Annotated in this window: 30 protein-coding genes and 1 tRNA gene; 14 read left to right on the forward strand and 17 right to left on the reverse strand. The window is 60.5% G+C overall.

The features are described from left to right. Positions 1 to 199 precede the first annotated feature (199 nt). Entirely contained in the window at positions 200 to 2,623 is a 2,424-nt protein-coding gene (gene pheT / locus ACPYOP_RS23585; RefSeq protein ID WP_481412705.1) for a phenylalanine--tRNA ligase subunit beta, read from the reverse strand. 16 nt (positions 2,624 to 2,639) lie between these two features. Further along, complete coding sequence (gene pheS, locus ACPYOP_RS23590; protein ID WP_120662684.1) at positions 2,640 to 3,722, reverse strand: phenylalanine--tRNA ligase subunit alpha; 1,083 nt, start codon at positions 3,720 to 3,722, stop codon at positions 2,640 to 2,642. A gap of 62 nt (positions 3,723 to 3,784) precedes the next feature. On the opposite strand from pheS, the gene ACPYOP_RS23595 reads away from it, so the two are divergent. Continuing rightward, a complete protein-coding gene (locus tag ACPYOP_RS23595; protein ID WP_481412706.1) occupies positions 3,785 to 4,039 on the forward strand; it encodes a hypothetical protein in 255 nt (84 codons plus the stop codon). A 27-nt stretch (positions 4,040 to 4,066) separates the two neighbouring features. Here the strand turns inward: ACPYOP_RS23595 and rplT are convergent, their stop codons facing one another. From rplT to infC, 3 genes are all read right to left on the reverse strand, one after another. After that, the gene (gene rplT, locus ACPYOP_RS23600) at positions 4,067 to 4,471 is read right to left on the reverse strand and encodes a 50S ribosomal protein L20 (protein ID WP_481412707.1); all 405 of its coding nucleotides are present in this window, start codon (positions 4,469 to 4,471) and stop codon (positions 4,067 to 4,069) included. 37 nt (positions 4,472 to 4,508) lie between these two features. After that, on the reverse strand, positions 4,509 to 4,712 hold the full coding sequence (gene rpmI / locus ACPYOP_RS23605; RefSeq protein WP_003544621.1) for a 50S ribosomal protein L35: 204 nt from the start codon (positions 4,710 to 4,712) through the stop codon (positions 4,509 to 4,511). Positions 4,713 to 5,033: 321 nt separating this feature from the next. Continuing rightward, positions 5,034 to 5,570: a translation initiation factor IF-3 gene (infC, locus tag ACPYOP_RS23610; RefSeq protein ID WP_184461881.1), complete on the reverse strand. Its 537-nt coding sequence runs from the start codon at positions 5,568 to 5,570 to the stop codon at positions 5,034 to 5,036. A 277-nt stretch (positions 5,571 to 5,847) separates the two neighbouring features. Between infC and ACPYOP_RS23615 the strand changes: the two genes are divergently transcribed. Next, complete coding sequence (locus ACPYOP_RS23615; RefSeq protein WP_481412708.1) at positions 5,848 to 6,660, forward strand: alpha/beta hydrolase; 813 nt, start codon at positions 5,848 to 5,850, stop codon at positions 6,658 to 6,660. A gap of 235 nt (positions 6,661 to 6,895) precedes the next feature. Further along, positions 6,896 to 7,495 carry a transglutaminase-like cysteine peptidase gene (locus tag ACPYOP_RS23620; protein ID WP_481412709.1) on the forward strand — a complete coding sequence of 200 codons (600 nt, stop codon included), beginning with the start codon at positions 6,896 to 6,898 and terminating at the stop codon, positions 7,493 to 7,495. A 122-nt stretch (positions 7,496 to 7,617) separates the two neighbouring features. Here the strand turns inward: ACPYOP_RS23620 and ACPYOP_RS23625 are convergent, their stop codons facing one another. Together ACPYOP_RS23625 and mbfA are read right to left on the reverse strand one after the other, a co-directional pair. Further along, a complete protein-coding gene (locus ACPYOP_RS23625) occupies positions 7,618 to 7,803 on the reverse strand; it encodes a hypothetical protein (protein WP_481412710.1) in 186 nt (61 codons plus the stop codon). Positions 7,804 to 8,046: 243 nt separating this feature from the next. Beyond that, positions 8,047 to 9,030 carry an iron exporter MbfA gene (mbfA, locus tag ACPYOP_RS23630; protein ID WP_481412711.1) on the reverse strand — a complete coding sequence of 328 codons (984 nt, stop codon included), beginning with the start codon at positions 9,028 to 9,030 and terminating at the stop codon, positions 8,047 to 8,049. A 263-nt stretch (positions 9,031 to 9,293) separates the two neighbouring features. On the opposite strand from mbfA, the gene ACPYOP_RS23635 reads away from it, so the two are divergent. Together ACPYOP_RS23635 and ACPYOP_RS23640 are read left to right on the forward strand one after the other, a co-directional pair. Continuing rightward, positions 9,294 to 9,761: a group III truncated hemoglobin gene (locus tag ACPYOP_RS23635; protein ID WP_481412712.1), complete on the forward strand. Its 468-nt coding sequence runs from the start codon at positions 9,294 to 9,296 to the stop codon at positions 9,759 to 9,761. A gap of 281 nt (positions 9,762 to 10,042) precedes the next feature. After that, entirely contained in the window at positions 10,043 to 10,720 is a 678-nt protein-coding gene (locus ACPYOP_RS23640; protein WP_481412713.1) for a CDP-diacylglycerol diphosphatase, read from the forward strand. 279 nt (positions 10,721 to 10,999) lie between these two features. Here the strand turns inward: ACPYOP_RS23640 and ACPYOP_RS23645 are convergent, their stop codons facing one another. Both ACPYOP_RS23645 and ACPYOP_RS23650 read right to left on the reverse strand, forming a co-directional pair. Further along, a complete protein-coding gene (locus tag ACPYOP_RS23645; protein WP_481412714.1) occupies positions 11,000 to 11,914 on the reverse strand; it encodes an EamA family transporter in 915 nt (304 codons plus the stop codon). A gap of 97 nt (positions 11,915 to 12,011) precedes the next feature. Continuing rightward, a complete protein-coding gene (locus ACPYOP_RS23650) occupies positions 12,012 to 13,037 on the reverse strand; it encodes a histone deacetylase family protein (protein ID WP_481412715.1) in 1,026 nt (341 codons plus the stop codon). Positions 13,038 to 13,185: 148 nt separating this feature from the next. Here ACPYOP_RS23650 and ACPYOP_RS23655 point away from each other — a divergent pair, with 148 nt between their 5' ends. After that, on the forward strand, positions 13,186 to 13,803 hold the full coding sequence (locus ACPYOP_RS23655) for an HAD-IA family hydrolase (RefSeq protein ID WP_481412716.1): 618 nt from the start codon (positions 13,186 to 13,188) through the stop codon (positions 13,801 to 13,803). Here ACPYOP_RS23655 and ACPYOP_RS23660 read toward each other — a convergent pair. The 3 genes from ACPYOP_RS23660 to ACPYOP_RS23670 form a co-directional block, all read right to left on the reverse strand. Continuing rightward, a complete protein-coding gene (locus ACPYOP_RS23660; protein ID WP_481412717.1) occupies positions 13,791 to 14,306 on the reverse strand; it encodes a hypothetical protein in 516 nt (171 codons plus the stop codon). The two genes, ACPYOP_RS23655 and ACPYOP_RS23660, sit on opposite strands and share 13 nt — an antisense overlap. Before the next feature lie 131 nt (positions 14,307 to 14,437). Next, positions 14,438 to 14,959, reverse strand: coding sequence for an N-acetyltransferase family protein (locus ACPYOP_RS23665; RefSeq protein ID WP_481412718.1), 522 nt, complete (start codon positions 14,957 to 14,959; stop codon positions 14,438 to 14,440). A 14-nt stretch (positions 14,960 to 14,973) separates the two neighbouring features. Beyond that, positions 14,974 to 15,546, reverse strand: coding sequence for a helix-turn-helix domain-containing protein (locus ACPYOP_RS23670; protein ID WP_481412719.1), 573 nt, complete (start codon positions 15,544 to 15,546; stop codon positions 14,974 to 14,976). Positions 15,547 to 15,716: 170 nt separating this feature from the next. Here ACPYOP_RS23670 and lepA point away from each other — a divergent pair, with 170 nt between their 5' ends. Genes lepA through ACPYOP_RS23685 form a run of 3 tightly spaced genes read left to right on the forward strand, consistent with a single transcriptional unit; the run spans position 15,717 to position 18,138 of the window. After that, positions 15,717 to 17,549 carry a translation elongation factor 4 gene (lepA, locus tag ACPYOP_RS23675; RefSeq protein ID WP_481412720.1) on the forward strand — a complete coding sequence of 611 codons (1,833 nt, stop codon included), beginning with the start codon at positions 15,717 to 15,719 and terminating at the stop codon, positions 17,547 to 17,549. A gap of 59 nt (positions 17,550 to 17,608) precedes the next feature. Beyond that, entirely contained in the window at positions 17,609 to 17,839 is a 231-nt protein-coding gene (locus ACPYOP_RS23680; protein WP_112508970.1) for a type II toxin-antitoxin system CcdA family antitoxin, read from the forward strand. Beyond that, positions 17,839 to 18,138 carry a CcdB family protein gene (locus ACPYOP_RS23685; protein WP_481412721.1) on the forward strand — a complete coding sequence of 100 codons (300 nt, stop codon included), beginning with the start codon at positions 17,839 to 17,841 and terminating at the stop codon, positions 18,136 to 18,138. Before ACPYOP_RS23680 ends, ACPYOP_RS23685 begins: the two co-directional genes overlap by 1 nt. A gap of 2 nt (positions 18,139 to 18,140) precedes the next feature. Here the strand turns inward: ACPYOP_RS23685 and ACPYOP_RS23690 are convergent, their stop codons facing one another. Next, positions 18,141 to 18,596 (reverse strand): GFA family protein, encoded by a 456-nt coding sequence (locus ACPYOP_RS23690; protein ID WP_481412722.1) that lies wholly within the window; start codon positions 18,594 to 18,596, stop codon positions 18,141 to 18,143. 90 nt (positions 18,597 to 18,686) lie between these two features. After that, entirely contained in the window at positions 18,687 to 19,421 is a 735-nt protein-coding gene (locus ACPYOP_RS23695) for a type 1 glutamine amidotransferase (RefSeq protein ID WP_481412723.1), read from the reverse strand. A 136-nt stretch (positions 19,422 to 19,557) separates the two neighbouring features. Here ACPYOP_RS23695 and ACPYOP_RS23700 point away from each other — a divergent pair, with 136 nt between their 5' ends. Further along, a complete protein-coding gene (locus tag ACPYOP_RS23700; protein ID WP_481412724.1) occupies positions 19,558 to 19,851 on the forward strand; it encodes an Rdx family protein in 294 nt (97 codons plus the stop codon). A 25-nt stretch (positions 19,852 to 19,876) separates the two neighbouring features. On the opposite strand, the gene ACPYOP_RS23705 is transcribed toward ACPYOP_RS23700, so the two are convergent. Continuing rightward, on the reverse strand, positions 19,877 to 20,305 hold the full coding sequence (locus tag ACPYOP_RS23705) for a BA14K family protein (protein WP_481412725.1): 429 nt from the start codon (positions 20,303 to 20,305) through the stop codon (positions 19,877 to 19,879). A gap of 189 nt (positions 20,306 to 20,494) precedes the next feature. On the opposite strand from ACPYOP_RS23705, the gene ACPYOP_RS23710 reads away from it, so the two are divergent. The 3 genes from ACPYOP_RS23710 to ACPYOP_RS23720 all read left to right on the forward strand — a co-directional run bounded on the left by ACPYOP_RS23710 (position 20,495) and on the right by ACPYOP_RS23720 (position 22,520). Beyond that, on the forward strand, positions 20,495 to 21,916 hold the full coding sequence (locus ACPYOP_RS23710; protein WP_481412740.1) for a phosphomannomutase: 1,422 nt from the start codon (positions 20,495 to 20,497) through the stop codon (positions 21,914 to 21,916). 92 nt (positions 21,917 to 22,008) lie between these two features. Continuing rightward, positions 22,009 to 22,095, forward strand: a tRNA-Leu gene (locus tag ACPYOP_RS23715). A gap of 296 nt (positions 22,096 to 22,391) precedes the next feature. Further along, on the forward strand, positions 22,392 to 22,520 hold the full coding sequence (locus ACPYOP_RS23720) for a hypothetical protein (RefSeq protein WP_349957165.1): 129 nt from the start codon (positions 22,392 to 22,394) through the stop codon (positions 22,518 to 22,520). Positions 22,521 to 22,580: 60 nt separating this feature from the next. On the opposite strand, the gene ACPYOP_RS23725 is transcribed toward ACPYOP_RS23720, so the two are convergent. Next, positions 22,581 to 22,847 (reverse strand): DUF982 domain-containing protein, encoded by a 267-nt coding sequence (locus ACPYOP_RS23725; RefSeq protein WP_481412726.1) that lies wholly within the window; start codon positions 22,845 to 22,847, stop codon positions 22,581 to 22,583. A gap of 380 nt (positions 22,848 to 23,227) precedes the next feature. On the opposite strand from ACPYOP_RS23725, the gene ACPYOP_RS23730 reads away from it, so the two are divergent. Beyond that, complete coding sequence (locus tag ACPYOP_RS23730; RefSeq protein WP_481412727.1) at positions 23,228 to 23,410, forward strand: hypothetical protein; 183 nt, start codon at positions 23,228 to 23,230, stop codon at positions 23,408 to 23,410. A 100-nt stretch (positions 23,411 to 23,510) separates the two neighbouring features. Here ACPYOP_RS23730 and ACPYOP_RS23735 read toward each other — a convergent pair whose 3' ends face one another. Next, on the reverse strand, positions 23,511 to 25,430 hold the full coding sequence (locus ACPYOP_RS23735) for a beta-N-acetylhexosaminidase (protein WP_481412728.1): 1,920 nt from the start codon (positions 25,428 to 25,430) through the stop codon (positions 23,511 to 23,513). Positions 25,431 to 25,439 lie beyond the last annotated feature (9 nt).

A 25,439-nucleotide genomic window follows, 5' to 3' on the forward strand; every position in this document is an offset into this window, starting at 1 on the left:
TCGTGACATCTCCCCCACAAGGGGGGAGATTGGCAACTCGTGGAGCTCCCCTGCCTCAATCAAGTATCGAAGCTGCAGACGCTGAAGCTCTTAGATTTCGAGGAGCGAGCGGCAGACTCCCAACAATCTCCCCCCTTGTGGGGGAGATGTCGCGACAGCGACAGAGGGGGTGACACACCCTCCCCGCACTCGCAGCCGATTACCCCCGTAGCACCCCACCCGTCGACTTCGTGACGTTGGCGACGATCTTCTGCGTCAGCGCCTCGAAATCCTCGTCGGTCAGCGTGCGCTCGGCCGGCTGGATCTGCACCTCGATGGCGATGGACTTCTTGCCTTCGCCGAGCGATGTGCCTTCGAAAATATCGAAGACGTTGACGCCGGTTACCAGCTTGCGGTCGGCGCCAACGGCGGCGCGGATGACGGCGCCGGCTTCCACCGACTTGTCGACCACGAAGGCGAAATCGCGTTTGACGGCCTGGAACGGAGAGAGATCCAGTGCCGGCTTGGTGCGGGTCGCCTTCTTCTTCGGCTCGGGCATGGCATCGACATAGACTTCGAAGCCGGCGAGAGCGCCGGACACGTCGAGCGCTTCCAGTGTCTTCGGATGGAATTCGCCGAAATAGCCGAGCACGACCTTCGGACCCATCTTGATGGTGCCGGAACGGCCGGGGTGATACCAGGCGGGGCCGCCCTGCTCGATCTGGATATTGCCCATCGGCAGGCCGCAAGCCTCGATGACAGCCAGAGCATCGGCCTTGGCATCGAAGACGTCGACCGGCTTGCCGCCGCCCTTGGCGACGTTCGACCACATGCGGCCCGCGCCGGCAAGCGTTGCCGTGCCGCGGCGGATACCGCCGGCGACGCGACGCTGACCTTCGGGCGTATCGTTCTCATAGGTGCCGGAGACTTCGAAGATCGCGACGTCGCCATAGCCCTTGTCGGCATTGCGCTGCACAGCCGACAGCAGACCCGGCAGCAGCGAGGGACGCATGTCGGACATGTCAGCGGCGATCGGGTTGGCGAGCTTCAGCGCGTTGGAGCCGCCGCCGAAGAGCTTGGCCTGATCCTCGGAGATGAAGGACCAGGTGACGGCTTCCAGCATGCCGCGTGATGCCAGCGCGCGCTTGGCCGTGCGGGTGCGGATCTGCAACGCCGTCAGGATCTTGCCGTTGACGGCGGCATGGCTTGTGAGCGGCTGCGGCTTGATGTTGTCGACGCCGTGGATGCGCATGATCTCTTCGACGAGGTCAGCCTTGCCGTCGACATCCGGGCGCCAGGAGGGAACGGCGACCGAGACGCGCTCGCCCGAACCGGAAACCGAGAAGCCAAGCTTCGTCAGGATGGACCTGCTCTCGTCAGCCGAGACTTCGAGGCCGGTCAGGCGCTTGACTTCCGACAACGGGAAATCGACCACCTTGGGCTCATAGCCCTTGTAGCCTTCGATACGAGCCTTGGCGGCCGTTCCGCCGCAGCTGGCAAGCACCAGCTCCGTGGTGCGCTCGAGGCCGGGCACCATATATTCCGGATCGACGCCGCGCTCGAAGCGATAGCGCGCATCGGTGATGATGCCGAGGCTGCGGCCGCTCTTGGCGATGTTCATCGGATCCCACAGCGCCGACTCGATCAGCACGTCCGTGGTGTTCTCGTCGCAGCCGGAATGTTCGCCGCCCATGATGCCGCCGATCGACTCGACGCCGTTGTCGTCGGAAATGACGACATTGCTGGGGTTGAGCTTGTATTCGCGCTCGTCCAGCGCCAGCACGGTCTCGCCGTCCCTGGCGCGGCGCACGACCAGATTGCCCTTGACCTTGGCTGCGTCGAAGACGTGCATCGGCCGGCCCTGATCGAAGGTCATATAGTTGGTGATATCGACCAGCGCGCTGATCGGGCGCAGACCGATGGCGAGCAGGCGCTGCTGCATCCATTTCGGGCTCGGGCCGTTCTTGACGCCGCGCACGAGGCGCAGCGCAAAGCCGGGGCAAAGCCTGATATCGTCCAGATCGATCCTGAGCTCGGTCGTCGTTTCGCCCTCGACGGCGAAAGACGCCGCCTTGCGCGGCTTCAGCGTGCCGAGGCCGGAAGCGGCGAGATCGCGGGCGATACCGTAGACGCTGGTGCAATCCGGGCGGTTCGGCGTCAGGTTGATCTCGATGACAGGATCGTCGAGGCCGGCATAGGCTGCGAAGCTGGTGCCGACAGGCGCATCTTCGGGCAGGTCGATAATGCCGTCATGGCTGTCGGAGATTTCCAGCTCCTTTTCCGAGCACATCATGCCGCGGCTCTCGACGCCGCGGATGTTGCCGATGGCAAGCGTCACGTCGATGCCGGGAACATAGGTTCCGGGAGCCGCGAAGGCGCCGACGAGGCCTGCGCGCGCATTCGGCGCGCCGCAGACGACCTGAACGGGCGCGCCGCTGCCGGTATCAACCATCAGCACCTTCAAACGATCGGCCTGCGGGTGCTTTTCGGCTGTGAGGACCTTGGCGATGACGAAGGGCTTGAATGCCGCCTTGTCGTCGACCTCTTCCACCTCCAGCCCGATCATCGTCAGGCGGGCGCAGATCTCGTCGAGCGTGGCGTCGGTATCCAGGTGCTCTTTCAGCCAGGAGAGTGTGAATTTCATGTGCTTTATCCCTTCCTTACGCGCTCAAGCCACCGAACAGCGTCGGCATGTCGAGCGGGCGGAAGCCATAGTGGTTCATCCAGCGGACGTCGGCGTTGAAGAAGTCGCGCAGGTCGGGCATGCCGTATTTCAGCATGGCGATGCGGTCGAGACCCATGCCCCAGGCAAAGCCCTGGTACTCGTCCGGATCGAGGCCGCCATAGCGCAGCACGTTCGGATGCACCATGCCGCAGCCGAGGATTTCCATCCAGTCGGTGCCCTCGCCGAACTTGACGATCGGGCCGGAGCGGTCGCACTGGATATCGACCTCGAAGGACGGTTCCGTAAACGGGAAGAAGGACGGGCGGAAGCGCATCGTCACATTGTCGACCTCGAAGAAGGTCTTGCAGAACTCCTCCAGCACCCAGCGGATATTGCCGACATTGGCCGTCTTGTCGATGACGAGGCCTTCCACCTGATGGAACATCGGCGAATGCGTCGCGTCGCTATCCTGCCGGTAGGTCTTGCCGGGGATGATGATACGGATCGGCGGCTTCTGCGCCTCCATGGTGCGGATCTGCACCGGCGAGGTGTGCGTGCGCAGCACCTTGCGCTCACCTTTTTCATCCGGCTGGAAGAAGAAAGTGTCGTGCATCTCGCGGGCCGGATGCCCTTCAGGGAAGTTCAGCGCCGTGAAGTTATAGTAATCCGTCTCGACATCGGGACCCTCGGCGATCGAGAAGCCCATGTCGCCGAAGATCGCCGTGATCTCGTCGACGATCTGGCTGATCGGGTGAATACGGCCGCGTTCGGCAGGCGACGAGCGAACCGGCAGGCTGACATCGACGGTCTCGGCCTTCAGCTTCGCCTCGATCGCGGCATCGCGCAGCGCGCCCTTGCGCTCATTGATCGCGTCGGTGACGGAATTCTTCAAGGCGTTGATCGCAGCACCCCGCGTCTGCCGTTCTTCCGGCGACATCGAGCCCAGCGTCTTCAGCAGTTCCGAAACCGAGCCCTTCTTGCCGAGCGCGGCGACCCTCACGGCCTCGATCGACTGTTCGTCGGTCGCCGAGGCAACTTCGGCCATGAGTTGGGTTTCAAGCGTTACGAGTTCCGTCATCTGGTCCTGCCTTGCGGACCATGGCCATCGGGCACTCAGTCCACGGAATAATTGGTGAACGCATGCATCAGAAAGCTTGTGGCAACGATGAAGCGCTGGAGATCACTACCCATGTGCACGCGGCCAATCAACCGGGCAAGGAACAAAAAACCGCCTTGCCCTTGAAATCCCCGGCCGTCAGCCGATCAACGGGCCTGAAGCGCGACATTATCGCAGAACCGCTGCACGCTTTTGCGCGGCATGCTTTATCCGGTCGAGAAGTCTCAGCCTTCAAACACAAAACCCGCGCCGGTTTGCCAGCACGGGTTTTGCGATGAATATACGAAAGACGTGCGAGGCGCTGATTAGTTTACAGCAGCTTCGAACTCGTTCTTCGTGCCAGCGTCCTTGAGGTACTCGAGAGCCTTCTTGGAGGCTGCGACGAGCGCGCCGAAAGCTTCCGGCTCATGGATCGCCATGTCGGAAAGAACCTTGCGGTCGACTTCGATGCCAGCCTTGTTCAGGCCGTCGATGAAGCGGCCGTAGGTCAGGCCGAATTCGCGGACGGCAGCGTTGATGCGCTGGATCCAGAGGGCGCGGAAGTTGCGCTTGTTAACCTTGCGGTCGCGGTAAGCGTACTGCTTGGAACGGTCGACGGCGGCCTTGGCAGCACGGATGGTGTTCTTGCGGCGGCCGTAGAAGCCACGGGCCTGCTTCAGAACCTTCTTGTGCTTGGCGTGGGCGGTAACGCCTCTTTTTACACGTGCCATTTCATGATCTCCTTAGTCTATAGCGTTACGAATAGTCTTAGAGACCGTTCGGCAAGTAGTTCTTGATAACCTTACGGCCATCCGGTTCTGCGAGAACCATGGTGCCGCGTGCATCGCGAATGAACTTGTTGCTACGCTTGATCATGCCGTGGCGCTTGCCAGCAGCGGCTGCCTTGACCTTGCCGGTAGCGGTAATCTTGAACCGCTTCTTGGCAGAGGACTTCGTCTTCATCTTGGGCATTTTGCTACTCCTTCGATGCTTCCTGGCGCGCTTTGCTAAAAAGCCCTTCCCACAGATCCGGACAGGCCGGGCTGCAACAAGGTGCCGGAGCGTTTGTTGTTGAACGGCGGATCCGGTGATGAACCGCCCCGCCAGCATTCTGAACCGCCACGGCATGCCCTGCCGGTCAGTTCGGACGAGCGCTTATAACCGCACTTGCCTTGAAGTGCAACGGGCCGAGCGCGTGAATCTTTGCAGATCGATGACAACGAGCAACCGGACCGCAGAAAAGGAAAAAGCCGCCCAAGGGGACGGCTCCGACCTCTTATTTCAACCTGCGCCTCACTTCGGCGCAAGCACCATCATCATCTGGCGGCCTTCGAGCTTGGGCTCTGCTTCAACCTTGGCGATCTCGAGCGTGTCTTCCTTGACCTGCTGAAGAAGTTTCATGCCGAGTTCCTGGTGAGCCATTTCGCGGCCACGGAACTTCAAGGTCACTTTCACCTTGTCGCCTTCCTCGAAGAAACGGCCGATCGCCTTCATCTTCACCTCATAGTCGTGGGTGTCGATGTTGGGACGCATCTTGATTTCTTTGACTTCGACGATCTTCTGCTTCTTGCGCGCCTCGGCGGCCTTCTTCTGGTTGGCATATTTCAGCTTGCCCAGATCGAGGATCTTGCACACAGGCGCTTCAGCATTGGGGGAAATCTCCACCAGATCGAGACCGGCCTCCTCTGCCATTCTCAATGCCTGGTCGATCGGCACAACGCCCAAATTCTGGCCGTCAGCTGTAATGAGCTGAACTTTGGGAACGCGAATTTCCCTGTTGGAACGTGGCCCGTCCTTTACGGGCGCATCGGTTTTAAAGGGTCTGCGAATGGTCGTATTCTCCACGAATTGTTTCGGATAGCTGCAGCCTCTCGCTCCCCGCCGGCGCAACTGACGGAAATGTCGTAAAAGCTGTGTTGAAGTCAATAGCATGACAGCAGGAAAAAAACACCTCCCGCGTGTCAGGGGCATGTCTTGGAGGCGCAAGATGCGCCAAGGACACAGTATCGTTCCCGGATAATATAGAAACCCTTGCGCAAAGATCGAGGATTTTTCGGGTCACGCAAACGCGAATCTGTTCTATAGGGCAGAAAATCCGGGAGTTTTCATGTCCGAGACAGCCACAGCCATCCAACCGAGCTTCCTTCCCGTCGGCAGGAGCGAGACCGAACGCCAGATCGCCATCATCCAGCGCGCGGCCGGCAAGGGCGCCAAGAACGTCAGCTTCGTCTGGCTCTCCGGCTATCGATCCGATATGAGCGGCACGAAGGCGGTGGAGCTGGATGCGCTGGCGGCACGATTGGGCCTCGGCTGCATCCGCTTCGACTATTCCGGCCACGGCCAATCCGGCGGCAAGTTCACCGACGGCACGATTTCGCGCTGGCTGGAAGAGGCGCTTGCCGTCATCGACCATACCAAGCCGAAGAAGATCGTTCTTGTCGGCTCGTCGATGGGCGGTTGGATCGCGCTCCGGCTCGTTCAGGAATTGCGCAAGCGCAAGAAGGCGCCCGCCGTTGCCGGCCTCGTACTGATCGCGCCCGCCCCCGACTTTACCGTCGACCTCATCGAACCCAATCTTTCCGAGGTGGAGCGGCGATCGCTGGAGGAGCGCGGCTATTTCGAAGAGCCTTCGGAATACAGCCCCGAGCCGAACATCTTCACCCGTGCCCTCATCGAGGACGGTCGCGCCAATCGCGTGCTGACCGGCATCGTCGCGACCGGCTGCCCGGTGCACATATTGCAGGGCATGCAGGATGCCGACGTGCCCTTCGCGCATTCGTTAAAGCTCGTCGAGCATCTGCCGGCGGACGATGTGGTGTTAACGCTTGTGCGCGATGGCGACCATCGCCTGTCGCGTCCCCAGGATCTGGAGCGCATGCTTGATGTTGCCGAGACCTTGGCTCTGCATAATACGCCATAATAACAAGCAGATACGAGCGAGATACTTCGAGCGCGGCATCGCTGCCAGGGCTATGTCCGCGCGCGTTACCATAATCATAAGAGGCATGAAATTGTGGCAACTACCCTCTGGATTGTGCCGAAATTAACCATGTGAGCCGGTTCCGGCGTTAACACTTAAGTAACGATTGACTTCCCACGCCCCCCTACATTAACAATTTGTTAACGAATGCAGGGACGATACAAGGATAGTGGGCGTGCGTATTAAGGGCGTATTGATTGCCTTCGCTGCTATAGTTGCGATGTCGTCGTCGGCTGTGCCGGCGCCTCAGCAGAGCCCGTCGATGACGGTGGGCAACGTGACCTCCCAGCCGATCGGGCACTATGATTTTTGCCAGAGACATGCCGACGAATGCGGCCCGACCCGCAATGCCGGTCCCCTCGACATGGACGCCGCCTCCTGGGCGCTGGTCAGCCAGATCAATCTGCGTGTCAACAAGACCATCCAACCGGCAACGGACATGGAAGTCTACGGCCAGGAAGAATATTGGGAATATCCGAAGACCGCCGGCGATTGCGAGGATTTTGCCCTGCTGAAGCGCAAGCTTCTGATACAGAGCGGCATTTCCGCCTCGGACCTGCTGATGACGGTCGTGCGCAAGCCGGATGGCGAGGGCCATGCCGTACTGACGCTGCGTACCAAACAGGGCGATTATATTCTCGACAATCTGGAGGACCAGATCAAGGTCTGGAACAAGACCCCCTATTCCTACCTGAAGCGTCAGGCGAGCTTCAATGCTGGGCGCTGGGTGACCATCGAGAACGGCAACGACGTTCTGGTCGGCGCCGTCAAGTAAGCGCAAAAGTAATTTGCATCATGCAGGAAGGCCGGCCCATCGGACCGGCCTTTCGCTTTTTATCATGTGGTAAGAACGCTCCTTACTCTCCGGTAAGGACGAATAGGTCGTCACCACGAACGTCAACTGTTCTTGTGGCTCTGCTGGCCTGCCTTGACGTGCTGTTCGTGGGTGCCGCCGCGCGAGCCACCAGAGTGCTGCTCGCGGGTGCTGGTGGACGAAGCATTCCTGGTGTTGTTCTCCATGTTCTTGTGGCTCTGCTGGCCAGCCTTCACATGCTGCTCGTGGGTTCCACCTTGGTTTGCCATTGGATCATCTCCTTTGGTTTGCTGACGAGGCCAAGAGCGGCCTCGTGTTGCTAACCGACGGCGGCGGCAGGCGTTCCGAATTTTAACATTTCGTGATGATGGATGATCGCCGCCCCTGCTTTGGGGGACAAAACATCATCCATCACCCGCCGGCCCTTCGCTTGGGCATCCTGGGCCTGCCGAAGGGCGTTCGACGCTCGAAACGATTCACTGGATCGTTTCGTCGGCTTCGCCGAATGCGTCTCACCCATTTCCGATCAGAATGCCGGCGCCGAGCACGAGCGAGCCGCCAAGGACGACCTGGAAGGCCGCACGCAGGAACGGCGTCTCCATATATCTGTTCTGGATGAAGGCGATGGCCCACAGTTCGAAGAAGACGACGACAGCGGCGGTGATCGTCGCCGTCCAGAAGTGCGGAATGAGATAGGGCAGCGCGTGGCCGAGACCGCCAAGTGCCGTCATGATGCCGCAGGCAAGGCCGCGCTTGATCGGCGAGCCGCGACCGGAGATCTTGCCGTCGTCATGCGCCGCCTCGGTGAAGCCCATGGAGATACCGGCACCGACAGACGCAGAAAGACCAACGAGGAAGGTCTGCCATGTCTGCTGCGTTGCGAAGGCGGCGGCGAAGATCGGCGCTAAGGTCGAGACGGAGCCATCCATGAGGCCGGCAAGGCCCGGCTGCACATAGGTCAGCACGAACTGGCGGCGTGCCTGTGCATCCTCCTCCTGCTTGACCGTTTCCGGCGTGTGCTTGTCGCCAAGCATGCGGGCAACGTCTTCGTGCCCCTGCTCGGCCAGCGCCAGGTCGCCGAGAAGCTGGCGTGTCGAGGCATCGGAAACCTGCTTGGCGGCTTCGACGTAGAAATGATAGGCCTGCTGCTCCATCGCCTCGGCCTCGTCGCGCATGGCATCGAGCGAGAGGTTCTTGCGCAGCCAATCCGGCTTGCGCTCGTAGAATCCCCGCACATGCTCGCGCCGGATGAGCGGAATACGCTCGCCGAAACGCTGGCGATGCATGTCGATCAGCGTCTTGCGATGGGTGTCCTCGACCTCGGCCATATCTTCGAAAACCTTGGCCGACTCGGGAAAATTGGGGCGCAGAATATCAGCGTAGGCGAGATAGATGCGCGAATCGTCCTCTTCGGCGGCGATGGCGATGGCGAGAATCTCCTGCTCGGACAGGGAGGCAAAGGAACGTTTCGACGGGCGAAATAGACCTAACAGCATTGGGGGCAACCTTATAATTTTAGAATTATTCTAATTTTAAAATGAGCCATTGCGCCGGTCAAGCGGGAAGCGCTGTTGCAAGGAGGGAAATCGTGCTGGAAAATTCAGGGGGCTATCGCCTAAGGCGGCGGCGAGTCGCGGGATGGTTTTGACAGATTGCCGCAACATCTCCATGACGTCTTGGCTGCGTCAGGAAATTGCATACATAGACGCTGACAAAACCGGTTGCCGCGAATTCAATGCGGGACCGCCCGGAGTGCATCATGGAAAACGACATACAGGGCCGGGCCGCCCGTCTAGCCGGCATCCGCGAAAAGGCCGAGGCGGAGATGGCTCGCATGGGCATCGATGCCGCCTTCATCGACAGGCTGGTCGACACATTCTATGGGCGCGTTCAGGCGCATCCCCGGCTGGGACCGGTCTTCGACGGACGCCTTGCCGGGCGCTGGCCGGACCATATGGAAAAGATGAAACGCTTCTGGTCATCAGTCGCCTTCAAGAACGGCGCCTATGGCGGCAAGCCGGTGCAGGCTCATCTCGGCGTCGAAGGCATGGCGGCCGAACTCTTTCCGGAATGGCTGGCGCTTTTCTCGCGAACGCTTGCCGATATCGCGCCATCGGCAGAAGCAAGGCACTGGTTCATGGCAACGGCCGAACGCATCGCCAAGAGCCTGACGCTCTCGCTCTTCTACAATCCGGCACTGGATGATCCCGCAAGGAAGACCGTTTAAGCACCTCGCGGGCAAATGCGCGATGACATCGTCATGGCAAGTTTGCGCCGTACGCGGTCCATCGGCTGTGTTTCAAGTTCAACATTTTCTGTTTTGCCAGGCAGCATTTCTGGAAATATCAATGTGCCGATAGAGCAAGGTGTCATGAGAGGCAGGTTTTCCGGAATGATCGGCTCCCCAGCAGGAAATCGAAATCACCCATGAAGCACCGGCTTGTCGTTCTCTCTATTTCCCTCGTTATCGCCGTCGTCATCATGAGCTCATTCGCCAGCCGCTCTGCGTTGGGGCTGGTCGTCAGGGCCTGCGAGGTCAACTCTGCCCTGACAGGATCGCCGTATCCATGCCTCAAAGTCGTCCAGGCGGAGAATCCATTGTCTTCCTACGCGGTTCTTCGCGAGCCGGCCGATAAGGAGCGAACCATTCTTGCGCCGATAGCCGATGTGCCGGGGATCGAGGACCCTCGCCTTCTTGTGGCGGACGCCCCGAACTATTTCGATGCGGCCTGGAGAGAGCGGGCCGACGGACTGGGCCAGCGCGCCTGGAAAGAGTCGCCACAGAATTTTGCGCTGGCGATAAACGCCGCCAACTGGCGCACCCAAGATCGGCTTCATATCCACATGGGATGCGAGACACCTCGCTTTCGCGCGCTCTTGAAAACCCACGCAACAGAGATTGGAAGCGGCCGGTTTACAAGCCTGCGGATCAAGGCCGGCTGGTGGGCGACATTCCAGGCGGCCGATGACCTTTCAAATTTGAACCCGCTGAAGCTTGTCGCGGACGGTGTGGATGGAGCCCGCGCCAATATGGAAAACGTCGTGGTCGGCGTCTTTGGCTCGACATCACCGGACGGGCAGCATGGCTTCTATATTCTGGCGAGAATCATGGGAGAAAACAAATCCCGCGGATCCGCGGAGGATATGATCGATCCCAAGTGCGCATTGGAAGATGCGTCACGATAGGAATGAGTGAACATTTTGGATTTGAGTTCGCGGAGGGTGTGTATACCCCCCCTCTGTCCCTTTCGGGACATCTCCCCCACAAGGGGGGAGATTGGTAACTCGCGAGGCACCCTCGATCCAAATAGGCATCGAATCCGCAGCCTATTGTTTTGCAGATAAGAAGCAGCAAATTCCCAACGATCTCCCCCCTTGTGGGGGAGATGTCACGAAGTGACAGAGGGGGGTATCAGAGGCACGGCAAATTCGATGCCGGACGACAAGCCTCCGAACAACGACTAATCAACCCTTCGCGGCAAAAACCGTCGCGCCGATGCTGGCGGAGACGACAAGCGCGGTGCCGAACATCTGCGATGGCGTCATCGGTTGCGACAGGATGACGAAGCCGGCAAAGGCGCCGATGGCGGGTTCGAGGCTCATGAGGATGCCGAAAGATGAAGTGGGCATGCGCCGCAGCGCCACCATTTCCAGCACGTAGGGAAGGAGCGGCACGAGCAGCGCCAGCCCGGCTATTTCGAGGAGACCGAAACCCGTCAGGTGCGGAGCGGCGGAGGCATAGCCGAAGGGTGTGGAGACGACCGCCGCAACCAGCAGCGACATGGAAAGTCCTTCCAAACCCTGAAAAGCATTGCCGACCTTCTTCGTCAGCAGAATGTAGCAGGCCCAGCACACCCCCGCGCCGCAAGCAAAGAGGATGCCCGGCAGATTGCCCACCCATTCCTCGCCGTCATAGGCCAACAGCAGGACGCCGATGCCGGCGAGGACAGGCCAGAGAAGCTGACGGCTCAGCCCGAAGCCGAGGGTTGCAACCAGCAAAGGACCGAGAAAATCTATGGCGACGGCAAGTCCCAACGGAATGCGTGCAATCGCCGAGAAGAAGGAAGCCGTCATCATCGCCGATACGGAACCAAGTGCCAGCACGCTGATCCATTGCGAGCGGTTGTAGCTCATGATCTTCGGACGGACGATCATCGCCAAGGCGGCAGACGCGACGACGAGCCGCAGCCACGTGGCGCCGACCGGTCCATAGGCGTTGATGATCGGAGATGACAATGCCGAGCCGAATTGGATGCTGCACATGGACAGGACGCACATCAGCACGCCGGCGGCGATGCTGCCGGTTGAAGGCGCAACATCCGGATGCGGCGTCAGCGCCGCGCCGCCATCCGATCCACTTTCGACAAGCTTCTGGTCCATGACCTCCCCCAATCAGGCGGCGGTTGTAGAGGTCTGGGCCCATACTGGCAAATTCAAACTTTTCATGCTGCGATCAGGTGCTTTGATGCAAGACGCCTCAGGCCTCGAGGCCCTTCAGCACATTGGCGACGTTGAGGCCGATTTCGGGCACGCCATAACCGCCCTCCATGCAGACGAGAACGGGCAGACCGGCGGCAGCAATGCGCTCGCCCATGCGAATGAAATCCTGCGACGTCAACTTGAAGAAGGAGATGGGATCGCGCTCGAACGTATCGACGCCGAGCGAGAGCACGATCGCCTCCGCGCCGAATGTCTTGATGCGGGAAAGCGCATCGTCGAGTGCCGCTGACCAGACCTCCCACGGCGTGCCGCGCGGCATGGGGTAATTGCGGTTGGCGCCGAGCCCATCGCCCTCGCCTTCCTCATCGGCATGGCCGAGGAAATAGGGAAAGGCATGGACGGGATCGCCATGCAGCGAGGCGGTGAAGACATCACCCCGCCGGTAAAATATGTCCTGCGTGCCATTGCCGTGATGGAAATCGACATCGAGGACGGCAACTCTCGCCGCGCCATGGTCGCGCAGCCGCTGCGCGGCAACGCCGGCATTGTTGATGAAGCAATAGCCGCCGAAAAGATCGAAGCCGGCGTGATGGCCGGGCGGGCGGCAGAGCGCGAAGGCGAAGCGATTGCCGGCGTGCAGCCAATCGGCTCCCGTCAAAGCGCAACGCATGGAAGCGAGCGCCGCCTCATAAGACCCTTTGGTGATCGAGGTATCGGCGGCATTGGCATAATGGCCGATCATGCCGACGATATTGTCAGGCACGCGCTGGCTGGTGCGCCTGACGGGAAAGGAATTGGCGATCGCCTCGCCCTTGTAGCCGGCGGCGACCCAGCGCTCCCAGACCACGCCCAGGAAATCGAGATAGGCCGGATCATGCACCTTGCGCGCGGTTTCCAGCCCATGGGCTTCGGGTGCGATGACATCGGTAAAGCCCGCCTCTTTGACGGCGGCGAGGATCCATTCGGCGCGGAAGGGCGCTTCGAAGGGAGTGACCAGCTGGCCATCATGCAGCTCGGTCTTGGCATCCCTGAGCTTGTGATCCTCCGAATAGATGACCCGCATGTTCGCCTCCTCCATCGCCGGCATTGTTCTGCTGATGACACGAAGGCTTACATGCATCGCGCCGGAGAAAAAAGGGTGGCATGCCGTCTTGAACGCCGTCGCAAACAACTACAACTTCCGCTGGCGTTTGAAGAATAGGGGAAGCAGCATGAAAATCCTGATGGTGGATGTCGACGGCGTGTTGGTGCACGGCCGCCCGAGCGACGGACTGCCGCTGTTCACCTATCTGGAACGCGATCTCGGCTTGCGGCTGGATGTGCTTCAACAGACATTCTTCAAAACCTATTGGCATGACATCGTCACCGGCCTCGACGCGCTTGAGCCGAGGCTTGCAGAGATTCTTGGGAAGATTGCGCCCCATCTCAGCGCCCGAACTCTGATCGACTACTGGTTCGAGAATGACTCCCGCCTGGACCACGACCTGCTCGACGATCTCGCCGCACTGCGGGCCGGGGGAACGAAGATGTTCCTTGCGACCAATCAGGAGCACATGCGCGCCGCTTATCTAATGGGCGAACTCGGGCTCTCCGACTATTTCGACGGCATTTTCTATTCCGCCGCCCTCGGCTATCAGAAGCCAGCAGCCGAATTCTTCCGGCTGGCAACCGAACGTGTCCGTATATCCGCAAGCGAGATCGGCTTCATTGATGATGTGGAGGCCAATGTCGAGGCCGCGCGGCACTTCGGCTGGAAGGCGATGCAATGGAAAGCGGGATCGACATTGCAGGATGCCGTTGACGCCTTTTCTCGGGGTCAGTCGAAATAGGTGAAGACGACGATTTGCTCGCTCGGCAGCACAATAAGCTGAACGTTCGAGCGAGTCGTAAAAAAGCCACCGGCGCGGGTGGCGCTATCTTTGATCGCCTGCATCCGTCTGGCACCAAATCCGGCACAAGACATTGATCCAGTGACAGCGCCGTCGCCAAACCACTCACTTGGAGCGGGAGTTGGTTGCCATGCGGCGTAGGAATAGTAATACCTGTTATTCGATGAGTTATCCCTACCCTGGCGCGCTTCACTGAAGAACGCGATACCCTGCTTCTGAATCTTTTCAATCGTATCCGGCGTCAGCTGAAAGACAACGGCACCACATGCCTCGCGCCGGATTGGCAAAATGATATTGGACCAGCCGACGTCGCTGCCCCAAGTAACGCTACTTGTCGTCTCAAGCGCGTTTGGCAGAGCCTTTCTGTAAAAACTCGCAACACAATCCTGATAAACGAAATAAGCCAACACAGATATGAGAACGGCGATACCAAATATTCGCATTCGCATCGTTCAAACACTCTGCCGCTTAGTGGATCAAACCATCTCTGGAAACCGCTGCCTGATGTATATCATATATTGAGAAATAATCGTCAGAATGCAACCTATTTGTGTAAATATGACTTTCAACTGCCTTAGGCCGCAATACGCTTATAGAAAATGGTCGTGTCGCAAAGGCCGCCCTCCGGCCACATGGCATAATCCGGCACCACGCCGACGCGCTGCCAGCCGAGGCGCGGATAGATTGCCTCCGCATCGCTGCCGGTCGCGGTATCGAGTACGAGCAAGGTCTTGCCGATACGGGCAGCTTCGCGCTCCGCCGCCTCCATCAACAGCCGGGCAAGTCCCTTGCCGCGTGCGGAGCGATGCACCAGCAGCTTCTTGAGATCGCCGCGATGCGGCTGGTTCGGCATCTGGGCCGCGCCCACCTGCACCGTTCCGACAATCCTGCCCTCGATCACGGCAACGAGAAGCAGCGTTGCGCCGCTCTCGACGCTATCGGCGACGCCTTGCCAATAAGGCACCGCATCGGCCGGCCCATAAGGCTGCATGAAACCGACCGAGGCGCCGCCATTGACGCAATCGGCGAGCACGTCGCAGAGATCCAGCAGGACAGTACGGGCATCGGCGGCGAAGAGAAGACGAATGTCGGGCATGAAAAGGTCCTTGGTTATGAACGGCCGCGATCGAGGATGACGCTGTAGCGCGCCAGTCCCTCGCCGGGATTGTGGAAGGCATGGCCGTCGCCGACGCCCATGAAGAGGCAATCGCCGGGCAGAAGGTGATGGACGATGTCACGATGCGTCACCTCCATCTCGCCCTCGAACAGCCAGACATGCTGGGTCATGCCGAGACTTGCTGTGTTCGGCGGGAAGATGACGCGCGCGCCGGCGGGGAAGATGACCTCGACGACATCGACCTTCGAGCCCGTTCCCGGCGGCGAGACGGCACGCCTGACATAGCCGGTTCCCGGGTCGCGCCAGCTCGCCTGCTGCTCGCGGCGGGCAAGCGGCGACGCCTCTTCGTCCTCCTCGGCAAAGAAGGCCGAGAGCGAAAGGCCGAGCGCCGCGCAGAGCCGCGACAGCAGCGAAGCCGTCGGGCTCGCTTCCGCCCGCTCGATGCGCGAGATCATGGCGCGGCTGACGGCCGAGGCATTGGCAAGCTCATCCAGCGTCAGGCCACGGGCGATCCGCAGCTCCTTGATGCGCGCGCCGATCGCCAATTCCAGATCATCATCCACCATCGCCTACGTCTCATGCTTCCCAATTCTACTATAAGAGAAATACACGATCCTATAATGGAATCAAGTGCGCTTCGGCGTTCACCGATGGCCGGCCGGAAAAGGCTAACATAAGGTGAAGATAGCCGCCAAAGCCCGCTTTTCCGCTTTGCGGCGCGGGGCGGCGCTGCTATATGGCGCGCATGAGCACCAATTCCACCACTCCGCTTTCGCACATCCGCAACTTCTCGATCGTGGCCCATATCGACCACGGCAAATCGACGCTGGCCGACCGCCTGATCCAGACGACGGGCGGCCTTGCCGAACGCGAGATGTCGGAGCAGGTGTTGGACAATATGGAGATCGAGCGCGAGCGCGGCATCACCATCAAGGCCCAGACCGTGCGCCTGCACTACAAGGCCAACAATGGCGAGACCTATATCCTCAACCTGATCGACACGCCCGGCCACGTCGACTTTGCCTATGAAGTCTCGCGTTCGCTGTCGGCCTGCGAGGGATCGTTGCTGGTGGTCGACGCCTCTCAAGGTGTGGAAGCGCAGACGCTCGCCAACGTCTACCAGGCGATCGACAACAATCACGAGCTCGTCACCGTGCTCAACAAGATCGACCTGCCGGCGGCCGAGCCCGACCGCATCAAGGATCAGATCGAGGAAGTGATTGGGATCGACGCCTCCGACGCCGTTTTGATTTCGGCCAAGACCGGCCTCGGCATTCCCGACGTGCTTGAAGCCATCGTCAACAAGCTGCCGGCGCCGAAGAGTGCGGGCGGCGAAAAGGCACCCCTGAAGGCGCTGCTGGTCGACAGCTGGTACGACACTTATCTCGGCGTCATGGTTCTCGTGCGCATCATCGACGGTACGCTGACCAAGGGCCAGACCATCCGCATGATGGGCACGGATGCGAAGTACCAGATCGAGCGCGTCGGCGTTCTCACGCCGAAGATGGTGGCTGTCGACAGCCTCGGCCCCGGCGAGATCGGCTTCATCACCGCCTCGATCAAGGAAGTGGCCGATACCCGCGTCGGCGATACCATCACCGAAGACAAGCGCCCGACCGCCCAGGCGCTGCCCGGATTCAAGCCAGCCCAGCCTGTCGTGTTCTGCGGCCTCTTCCCCGTCGATGCCGCCGATTTCGAGGACCTGCGCTCGGCCATGGGCAAGCTGCGCCTCAACGACGCCAGCTTCTCCTTCGAAATGGAATCCTCGGCCGCTCTCGGCTTCGGCTTCCGCTGCGGCTTCCTCGGCCTCTTGCACCTGGAAATCATCCAGGAACGCCTCGAGCGCGAATTCAATCTCGACCTGATCGCGACGGCCCCCTCCGTCGTCTATCAGCTCACCATGACCGACGGCACCGAGATCGAGCTGCACAACCCGGCCGATATGCCCGACGTGGTCAAGATTTCCGAATTCCGCGAACCGTGGATCAAGGCGACGATCCTGACGCCGGACGATTATCTCGGCTCGATCCTGAAGCTTTGCCAGGACCGCCGCGGCGTCCAGACCGAGCTGACCTATGTCGGCAACCGCGCCATGATCACCTATGACCTACCGCTCAACGAAGTCGTCTTCGACTTCTACGACCGCCTGAAGTCGATCTCCAAGGGCTATGCCTCCTTCGACTACAGCCTGACCGATTATCGCGAGAGCGACCTCGTCAAGATGTCGATCCTCGTCAATGCCGAGCCGGTGGATGCGCTTTCGATGCTCGTGCACCGCTCCGCCGCCGAAAAGCGCGGCCGCGTCATGTGCGAAAAGCTGAAGGACCTGATCCCGCAGCACATGTTCCAGATCCCGATCCAGGCCGCCATCGGCGGGCGCATCATCGCCCGCGAGACGGTGAAGGCACTGCGCAAGGACGTGACCGCCAAGTGCTACGGCGGCGACGCCACCCGCAAGCGCAAGCTGCTCGACAAGCAGAAGGAAGGCAAGAAGCGCATGCGGCAGTTCGGCAAGGTCGAAATCCCGCAGGAAGCGTTTATTGCCGCGCTGAAGATGGGGGATGAGTGAGGCTCTTCCCAATAACAAATTATGCGCATATAGTTTGCGCATAATTTAAGGAATGCCTCATGACTCAAGCGACGCGAAAAGCTGCGAATTTGTCTCTCGACGAGGGGCTCGTTTCAGATGCCCGTGAACTGAAAATCAATATCTCACGTGCTGCCGAAGACGGCATAGCGCGCGCAATCAAGGCTGAGCGCGAGCGCCTATGGCTTTTGGAAAATGCTGAAGCGATCGACCAAGCCAATGCCTATGTTGAAAAACATGGCCTGCCGTTTGGAAAATACCGGCAGTTCTGATGGCGCGATTCCATGTCTATGGCTTGAAGCAAAGTCGAATTCTCGCGCTGGACCTTCAGTCTGATTTGCTGGAAAGACTACGTACGCGGATGATGGCGCCACTACTTCGTGCGGAGGAAGTGTCTATGCCAATGGCACGGCTCAACCCGCAATTTACTATCGCTGGCGAGCCGTACATCATGGCGACCCAGCTGATGGCGGCTATACCGCTTACCGAAATCGGAGAATTGGTTACTGATCTCAGTTCGCACGGCGATCAGATTACCGCCGCGACCGACTTTCTTTTCCAAGGCTTTTAACCTCAGTTTCCTGCCATATATTCCCCGATCAAGCCCTCATACTCCTCCATCGCCGGTAGTGCCGCATAGCTGTGCTTGGCCGGTGTCGTCACCCAGGGCAGCTTTTCGCTCGTCCAGGTCTCGACGAAGGGCGTGAACCAGCTGGTATCGTCGAGCATGGTGGCGCGGACATTGACGAACCAGTCGACGCCGTCGAGCTTCGTGAACAGCCAGCTCATGCAATGCGGGCAGAAATAGTGATGGATGACATCGCCGTGCAGGCCGCCGATGACAGGCTCGCCCCGCGTTACCTCGAAGCCCTCCGTGGGGATGGCGGCGCTCAGCGAATAGGGACCGGCCGTCATGCGCTGGCAGCCCGTGCAATGGCAGGCCATGGTCAGCAAGGGCTTGGCGTTGATTTTCAACCGCACCTGCCCACAGCGGCAGCCGCCTTCGCAAGGTAGTTCCAGCATGCTCATGATGTCATTTCCTTCCCATTTCAAAATCTGCCTGCGCATGGCACATCGCGACACGATCTGCCGGCGGCGCATAATTATCGCATGCCGTCCTCAGGCTTCCACGGCCTGCGGAAATTCCACTTGTGCCTCAATCGTGCGCACCCAGGCCCGCGCGATGGCTAGACCGGCGGTCTCGGCCGCAGCGGCGTGCTTGGCGACAAGCTCCGGATAATTCTCCAGCCAGCCAGGCTCCTTTCGCTCGATGACCTCCTTGAATTCGTCGCGCCAGCGGTCGACCACGGCCGCATTGGCCTCGAAGTGGAACTGCGTACCGTAGGTGGCGCGGCCGATACGGAAGGCTTGGTTGCGTGTCACGCCGTTGGTCGCGAGGCGGGTGGCGCCGGCCGGCAAGGTAAAGGTGTCGGAATGCCATTCGAAGATGGTGAAATCATCGCCGACATCGGCCAGCAGCGGATCCGCCTTACCTTCGTCGGTGAGGCCGACCGTCTTCCAACCGAATTCATGGGCGGTGCCGAGAAGATTTTCCGCCTCATAGGCGCGCGCCAGGATCTGGCTGCCGAGACAAATGCCGAGTACGGCCCTATCCTCGCTCTCGAAGCGGCGCATGAGCTGCGCCAGTTCGGGCAGATAGGGATGGGTGTCATCGTCGCGGGCGCTCTGCTCGCCGCCAAGCACCACAAGCGCATCGTGGGACGCGGTATCCCCGGGCAGCGCTTCACCGCTCCACGGGCGAAACCATTCGATCTCGGCCCCGGCCTCTTCGAGCGCGATGCCGAGGGCGCCGAGCGGGGTGTTCTTCATATTCTCGACGATGGCGACGCGCATTGCGATGATCCCGAACGATATCCTGGGCAGAGATGAGCATGAGGCGACGAGACAGGCAAGGGCCGTCCTTGATTAGCTCCGGCTTGCAGCCGGCTAAAGTTGAGCATAAATGTCAGCAAACAAAGAGGACTCTGCAATGAGCGACAAGCCCAGGATCACCATTCTCTACTGCACCCAATGCAACTGGCTTTTGCGCTCCGGCTGGATGGCGCAGGAGCTCCTGCAGACCTTTGCCGAAAGCCTCGGCGAAGTGGCGCTGATCCCCGGCACCGGCGGCGTCTTCGAAATCCGCATCGACGGCGAGCTTTTATGGGAGCGCAAGCGCGACGGCGGCTTCCCCGGACCGAAGGAGCTGAAGCAGCGGGTACGCGATGTCATCGATCCCGAGCGCGATCTCGGCCATACCGACCGCTCCTCGCTGGAAAGCTAAAGCGACCCTTGTACCGCCCGAGCCGTCAGTCGAAGGGCGCGCGGCACGGCTGGAAGCCGCGATTGATGGTGGAATAGAGGTTGGTGCCGGGATTGTATGTCCGGTAGCGTTCGGCGCACCATGTCTGATGCCGCACGCGCTGCTGGGCCGGCGAAGGATAGACCGTCCTCGGCGGCGTATAGGTTTCACGCGGGGGGATCTGGATTCGCGGAGCGTCGTAGCGGTTCACCCCGCCGGTATAGGGCGGCGTAATCGGCAGCGGCTGGCCGGGTCGAGTGTAAAACTGCCGCTCCCCGAAGCCGAAGCAGCCTCGGGAATCGCAGATGACGGAATTCGTGCTGCGCGGCGGAATGACGATCTTCGGGGAATTCGAAGCGGCGGCCGCAAAATCCGCCTGCGCCAGCAAGGCGAGTGCGAGAACACATCCGGGCGCGATCCTGCCGAAAACAGTCATGATGAACTCCTATCCACTCTGCGGCGAAACCGCATGCTTTTCGCAGCAGTTCCTACCTATCTGGGGTCGCAGCCAGGGCAAAACCAGTACCACCGGCTCTCGCGCGCAACTGCTCGCGATCAGTTGATCGTCGGCGCGGCTTGCTCCATAACAACCCGATCATTGCAAGGGAGATTGCCTGTGAGCAGCTTGAAATTCGGCACCAGCGGCCTTCGTGGCCTATCCGCAGACCTCGTCGGACGGGCATCCGCTCTCTATGCCACGGCTTTTGCCCGCTATCTCCTGAAAAGCGGCCGCGCCAAATCGGGCGATCTCGTCCTCATCGGCCGTGATTTCCGCGCATCGAGCCCGGCTATCTCCGCAACCTGCATCGGCGCGCTGAAGCGCGCTGGCCTGACGCCGATCGACTGCGGCACCCTGCCGACGCCGGCGCTGGCGCTTTACGGGCTGCAGCTGAAGGCGGCCTCGCTGATGATCACCGGCTCGCATATCCCAGCCGACCGCAACGGCATCAAATTCTACCGTCCGGACGGCGAGATCGACAAGCGCGACGAGGTGGCGATCAGCGAGGAAGCTCTCGCGATCGGCGATTCCATGCTCGACGAAACGCCCGCCGAAGCGGAAAATCGCACGGCCGAGACCGAGGCGCTGTTCCTGGAGCGCAATAAGGGCCTGCTGCCATCAGGCAGCCTTGCCGGCCTCACCATCGGCGTCTATCAGCACAGCACGGTGGCGCGCGATCTCTTCAGTCAGGTGCTTGCCTATTACGGCGCCCGCGTCGTGCCGCTCGGCCGCTCCGAAAGCTTCATTCCGGTGGATACCGAAGCGGTCTCGGCCGAGACGATCCGCCTCATGAAGGGCTGGGCACCGCAACATGGGCTGGATGCCATCGTTTCCGCCGATGGCGACGGCGACCGGCCGCTGGTGGCGGATGAAACCGGCGAGCCGCTGCGCGGCGATCTGCTCGGCCTCATCGCAGCGAACTTCCTCGGTGCCGAAATTGTGGTAACCCCGGTGACTTCCAATTCCGGCATCGAATCGGCCGGCTCCTATGCCGTCACCCGCACCCGTGTCGGCTCGCCCTATGTGATCGCCGGCATGGATGAGGCCGTTGCCGCAGGTAAGGTCAATGTCATGGGCTTCGAGGCCAATGGCGGCACGCTGACAGCCAGCCGCTTCACCGTCGAGGGCAAGCCCTTCGAGCCGCTCCCGACGCGCGACAGCTTCCTGCCGATCCTGGCGACGCTCTACGTCGCGGCGAAGGCGAAAAAGCCGCTTTCGGCCGTTGCCGGCAGCTACCGCCTGCCCTTTGCGGCCTCCGACCGCCTGGAGAATTTTCCGGTGGAAACCAGCGCGGCGCTGATGGCCTATCTGCGCGCCTCCGATGCCAATCTCGCGGACTTCCTCAGGCCCATCGCGACCGTCGCCTCGAAGAGCGATATCGACGGGCTCAGGGTCACGCTTGTGGACAACCGAATCATCCATTTCCGCCCCTCGGGCAATGCGCCGGAAATGCGCTGCTATGTGGAAGCATCAAGCGAAAGCGAGGCAAAGGCCCTGCTGGAACAGGGACTTGGCCTCATCAGCGCATGGGCTGCGGCCCGGGTTTGACCCGGGCCTCAACCGCTTTTTTCCAGATTGACACGAAAACTTCAAAAACCCTGTTGACACCAGACGGCCACCCCCTTACATGCGTGTCCGTCGCCCAGATGGCGGAATTGGTAGACGCGCCAGCTTCAGGTGCTGGTACCCGAAAGGGTGTGGAGGTTCGAGTCCTCTTCTGGGCACCATTCCATTTTTGAGAAACGTGATTTCTCAAGGATTTCAAGACTTAGCAACTGCGCATGATGCAGCTTCCGGTTAGCCGGAAGTTCACATGAGTTTGCCTTGAAATGGGGCCTAGCGGATGAAAATCCTTACCTTCGGCATCCCCTACAAACTCGGTTCCAACTGTTCTCTGCTGCCCTCGCCGGCAGGCGATGAAGGCTTGATCTACGGCCGACATCCACGTGCTTCAAGCCACCTTTAAACCATTGACTGCCGGAGAAGAGACCGACCTAATAGGGGAAACCTTGAGGGATTTTCGATGGACCACAAGAGCGACTGGTACGATCTGATCGTCGGCAATGGCAACGTCAACGAAGGGCTCGGCAGGATGATAGGTTTCATCCTCGCCGTTATCGTGATCCTCAGCCTGATCTTCTGGATGATCTGAGCGCTTTCGGCGCCAATATCTTGGGCCGCTTCATCACTTCTGCAGGCGTTTCATATCGATCTAGTGAAGGCTTTCAGTGTCCGGCCTGATGCTAAGCCCGGCCTCTTCTGCCGCCTCCAGGAAAGCGTTCCGCGATTCCTCGGCCGAGGCCTTGCCGAGCACGGCGTCGAGACATACCAGCACGGCCTCGTCCACCGCAGGCCCGCCGTTCACCGGCCACTCGTCACTCATGCAGTTGGCCGCATCAAGCGCGTTGGTTATGATCGCATAGCGACCGGCGCCGCCGAGGTCGACTATGACGGGGTTGTTCCAATCACCATATTCCATCGTCACGCCTCCTCAACCGTAGAGCGCTGTCAATGCTGCGATCAGAAACGATCCGGTGCCGACGCATGCGGCTATCGCCATATGATAGTCCATGAGATCAACTCCTCTCCTGACGCCATGAGGCGATAACGGGAGCGGTGGCGAGATGTTCCTGGGCTGCGGGCGTGCCGTTAAGATTTTCGTGGAACTTCACCGGCTCGGGCCCGATGCAGGACTCGGCTCGCCTGCTGGCAGCTTCCTTCCCATGCCGCAAGCGCCGATCGAGCCATCCGCGCTTCCCGCTCTGCGCAAACCTCCATCCCGCTACGGCGCTAGCTCCTGCGTTCTCGACTCGTTAGCTTTTGAAGCAGGGAGGTGAGACGAATAAGGGGAACAACAAAATGAACCACGTCTGCAATCTGCTCTGGCTTGCCTTCAGCGTCGCTCTTCTCTTTGCCGCATTGAACCGGCGGCTGGTCGGTGATTATCTCGTCATGTGGTACCTGCTCGTCATCACAGCCATGGCGGTGATGGCCTGGGCGGGCTTCTTCCCAACCGATATGGCGACCCTGCGGGCCGGCTAACTCATGTAGCCCAGCATTAAGAAAGCCGCCGGAACTCTCATTCGGCGGCCTCAAGGGTGATTGGATATCGGCGGCTAGTTCCTGCCTTTTGGCGATGATCCTAAAGCTTGGGGCTCAGCGGGACGATGGCGGCAAAGCGCAGCCAATCCTTCTGCGCCTTTGGCGTCCAGGCCGCCTCGGCAATAGCAGGCAGGCGCGGGAAGACCAGGCGGTTGAAATAGTCGCGGGAGACGAAATTCTCCTGCCAGATGCAGGCCTGCACGCCCTTCATCAGGTGCTTCAGCTCATCCGGGAAATCGCCCTCAGCCTCGTAAGCATAGGTGTGGGCCGGCGGCACGGTGCCCGCCCAGCTCGCACCCGGCTCCTGCCAGGCATCGGCCTGCACCATGTCGAGATAATAGGCCTGTCCCGGCGTCATGACGACTTCGTAGCCCTCGCGTGCAAGCTCGATGCCGACCTCGGGTTTTTCCCAGGCCATCAGCAAGGAGCCTTCCGGATCGACACCGCCGCCATGGGCGACTTCGTTCCAGCCGGCAAGCCGGCGGCCGCGTTCGCTGAGCATGGCCTTGATGCGCTTCAGGAAATAGGATTGCAGCCCAAAGGTTCCCGAAATGCCCTCCTGCTCCATCAGCTTGCGCGCGAGCGGGGAAGCGAGCCACGACCCGTTGGCGACCTCATCGCCGCCGATATGGATATATTCGGACGGGAAGAGCTCGACCATTTCGTCGAAGACCTTGCCGAGGAATTCATAGGTGAGCTCGATCGCCGGATTGAGCGCATTGTTCGGGAAGCCCTGGACGGAGTGATAGCTGTCCGGCGCCTCCTGCCCGTCCGTGAGGTCAGGCAGGGCAACGAGGGTGGCGGTGCTGTGGCCGGGAATATCGATCTCCGGGATCACCTCGATGCCGAGCGACGTGGCGTGGGCAACGATTTCTCTGACATCAGCCTGCGAATAGAAGCCGCCGACGGGCTCGGCGGCATTGCCGAGCTGCGGCAGCAGCGGCTCGTCCGGTCCGCGCAGCACGCCCGTGGTGGTCAGCTGCCGATAGGCGCGGATCTCCAGCCGCCAGGCTTCGTCATCGGTCAGGTGCCAATGGAAGATATTGAGCTTCAGCCACGCAAGAATATCGAGCAGACGCAGAACATCGTCCTTCAGCGTGAACTGCCTGGAGACGTCGAGATGGCAGCCGCGCCAGCCGTAGCGCGGCCGGTCGGCGATTTCGCCTGAAACCGGAAAGCGGAACTTGCCAGGCTCGCGCCGTGCTCCATCGAGAAGCTGCGCCAGCGTCGTCAGGCCGTAGAGGCGGCCCGCTTCAGCGGAGAATGCGAGCACGACTTCATTGCCGGAGAAGGAAAGCTCATAGGCTTCCCGGACCAGTGCCGGCCGTTCGACGAAACGCAGTGCCCGGCCCTCAGGCGCGGCAATGAGGCTGAAAGGAATATGATTGGAGGGAAAGAGGCGGCGGAACAGCGCCTGCGCGGTGGCAAGCGCCTTCACGCTTGCGGCATCGGAGCCTTTGGCTGGATAGAGCACGACCGGAAAGTCTTCCCCTGGCTTGACGTCGATCTTTACCGGCCATGGCTGGATGGCGAAGGGAAGCTCCAGCCTGCCTTCCGGCAGCAGCGCCGGTGGCGGCTCGCTGACGCGACCTTCGAGCAGGAGATCCGATGTAAAGACCGTGACATGGGTGCCGTCTTCCAGCGTCACATAGGCGGATTTGGCGCCATCGGTGCAATGCCGCGCGACCCTGTGAAGGGCTGAGACCGTGAAAGTCCAGCTTCCTCCGGGCGCGATGGACAGGCCGGCCGGCGGCGCGAATTCGTGAAAATTGGCGTTGCGGCGCAGGAAGACGGCATTGTCGCAGGCTTGCGGATCGACGAGGCGCGTCAGCGTCGTATAGGCAAGACGAACATTCGCAAGAGGCGCATCCGAGAAATTGAAGAGCGTCAGGGTCAGCCGACCATGCTTTCCGCCCTCGGGAGACCAGGTGTTTTCAAGATGATAAGCGGCCGGCTGCATCATGTTCCC

The sequence above is a fragment of the Rhizobium sp. KNZ2-6A genome, assembly GCF_056755475.1.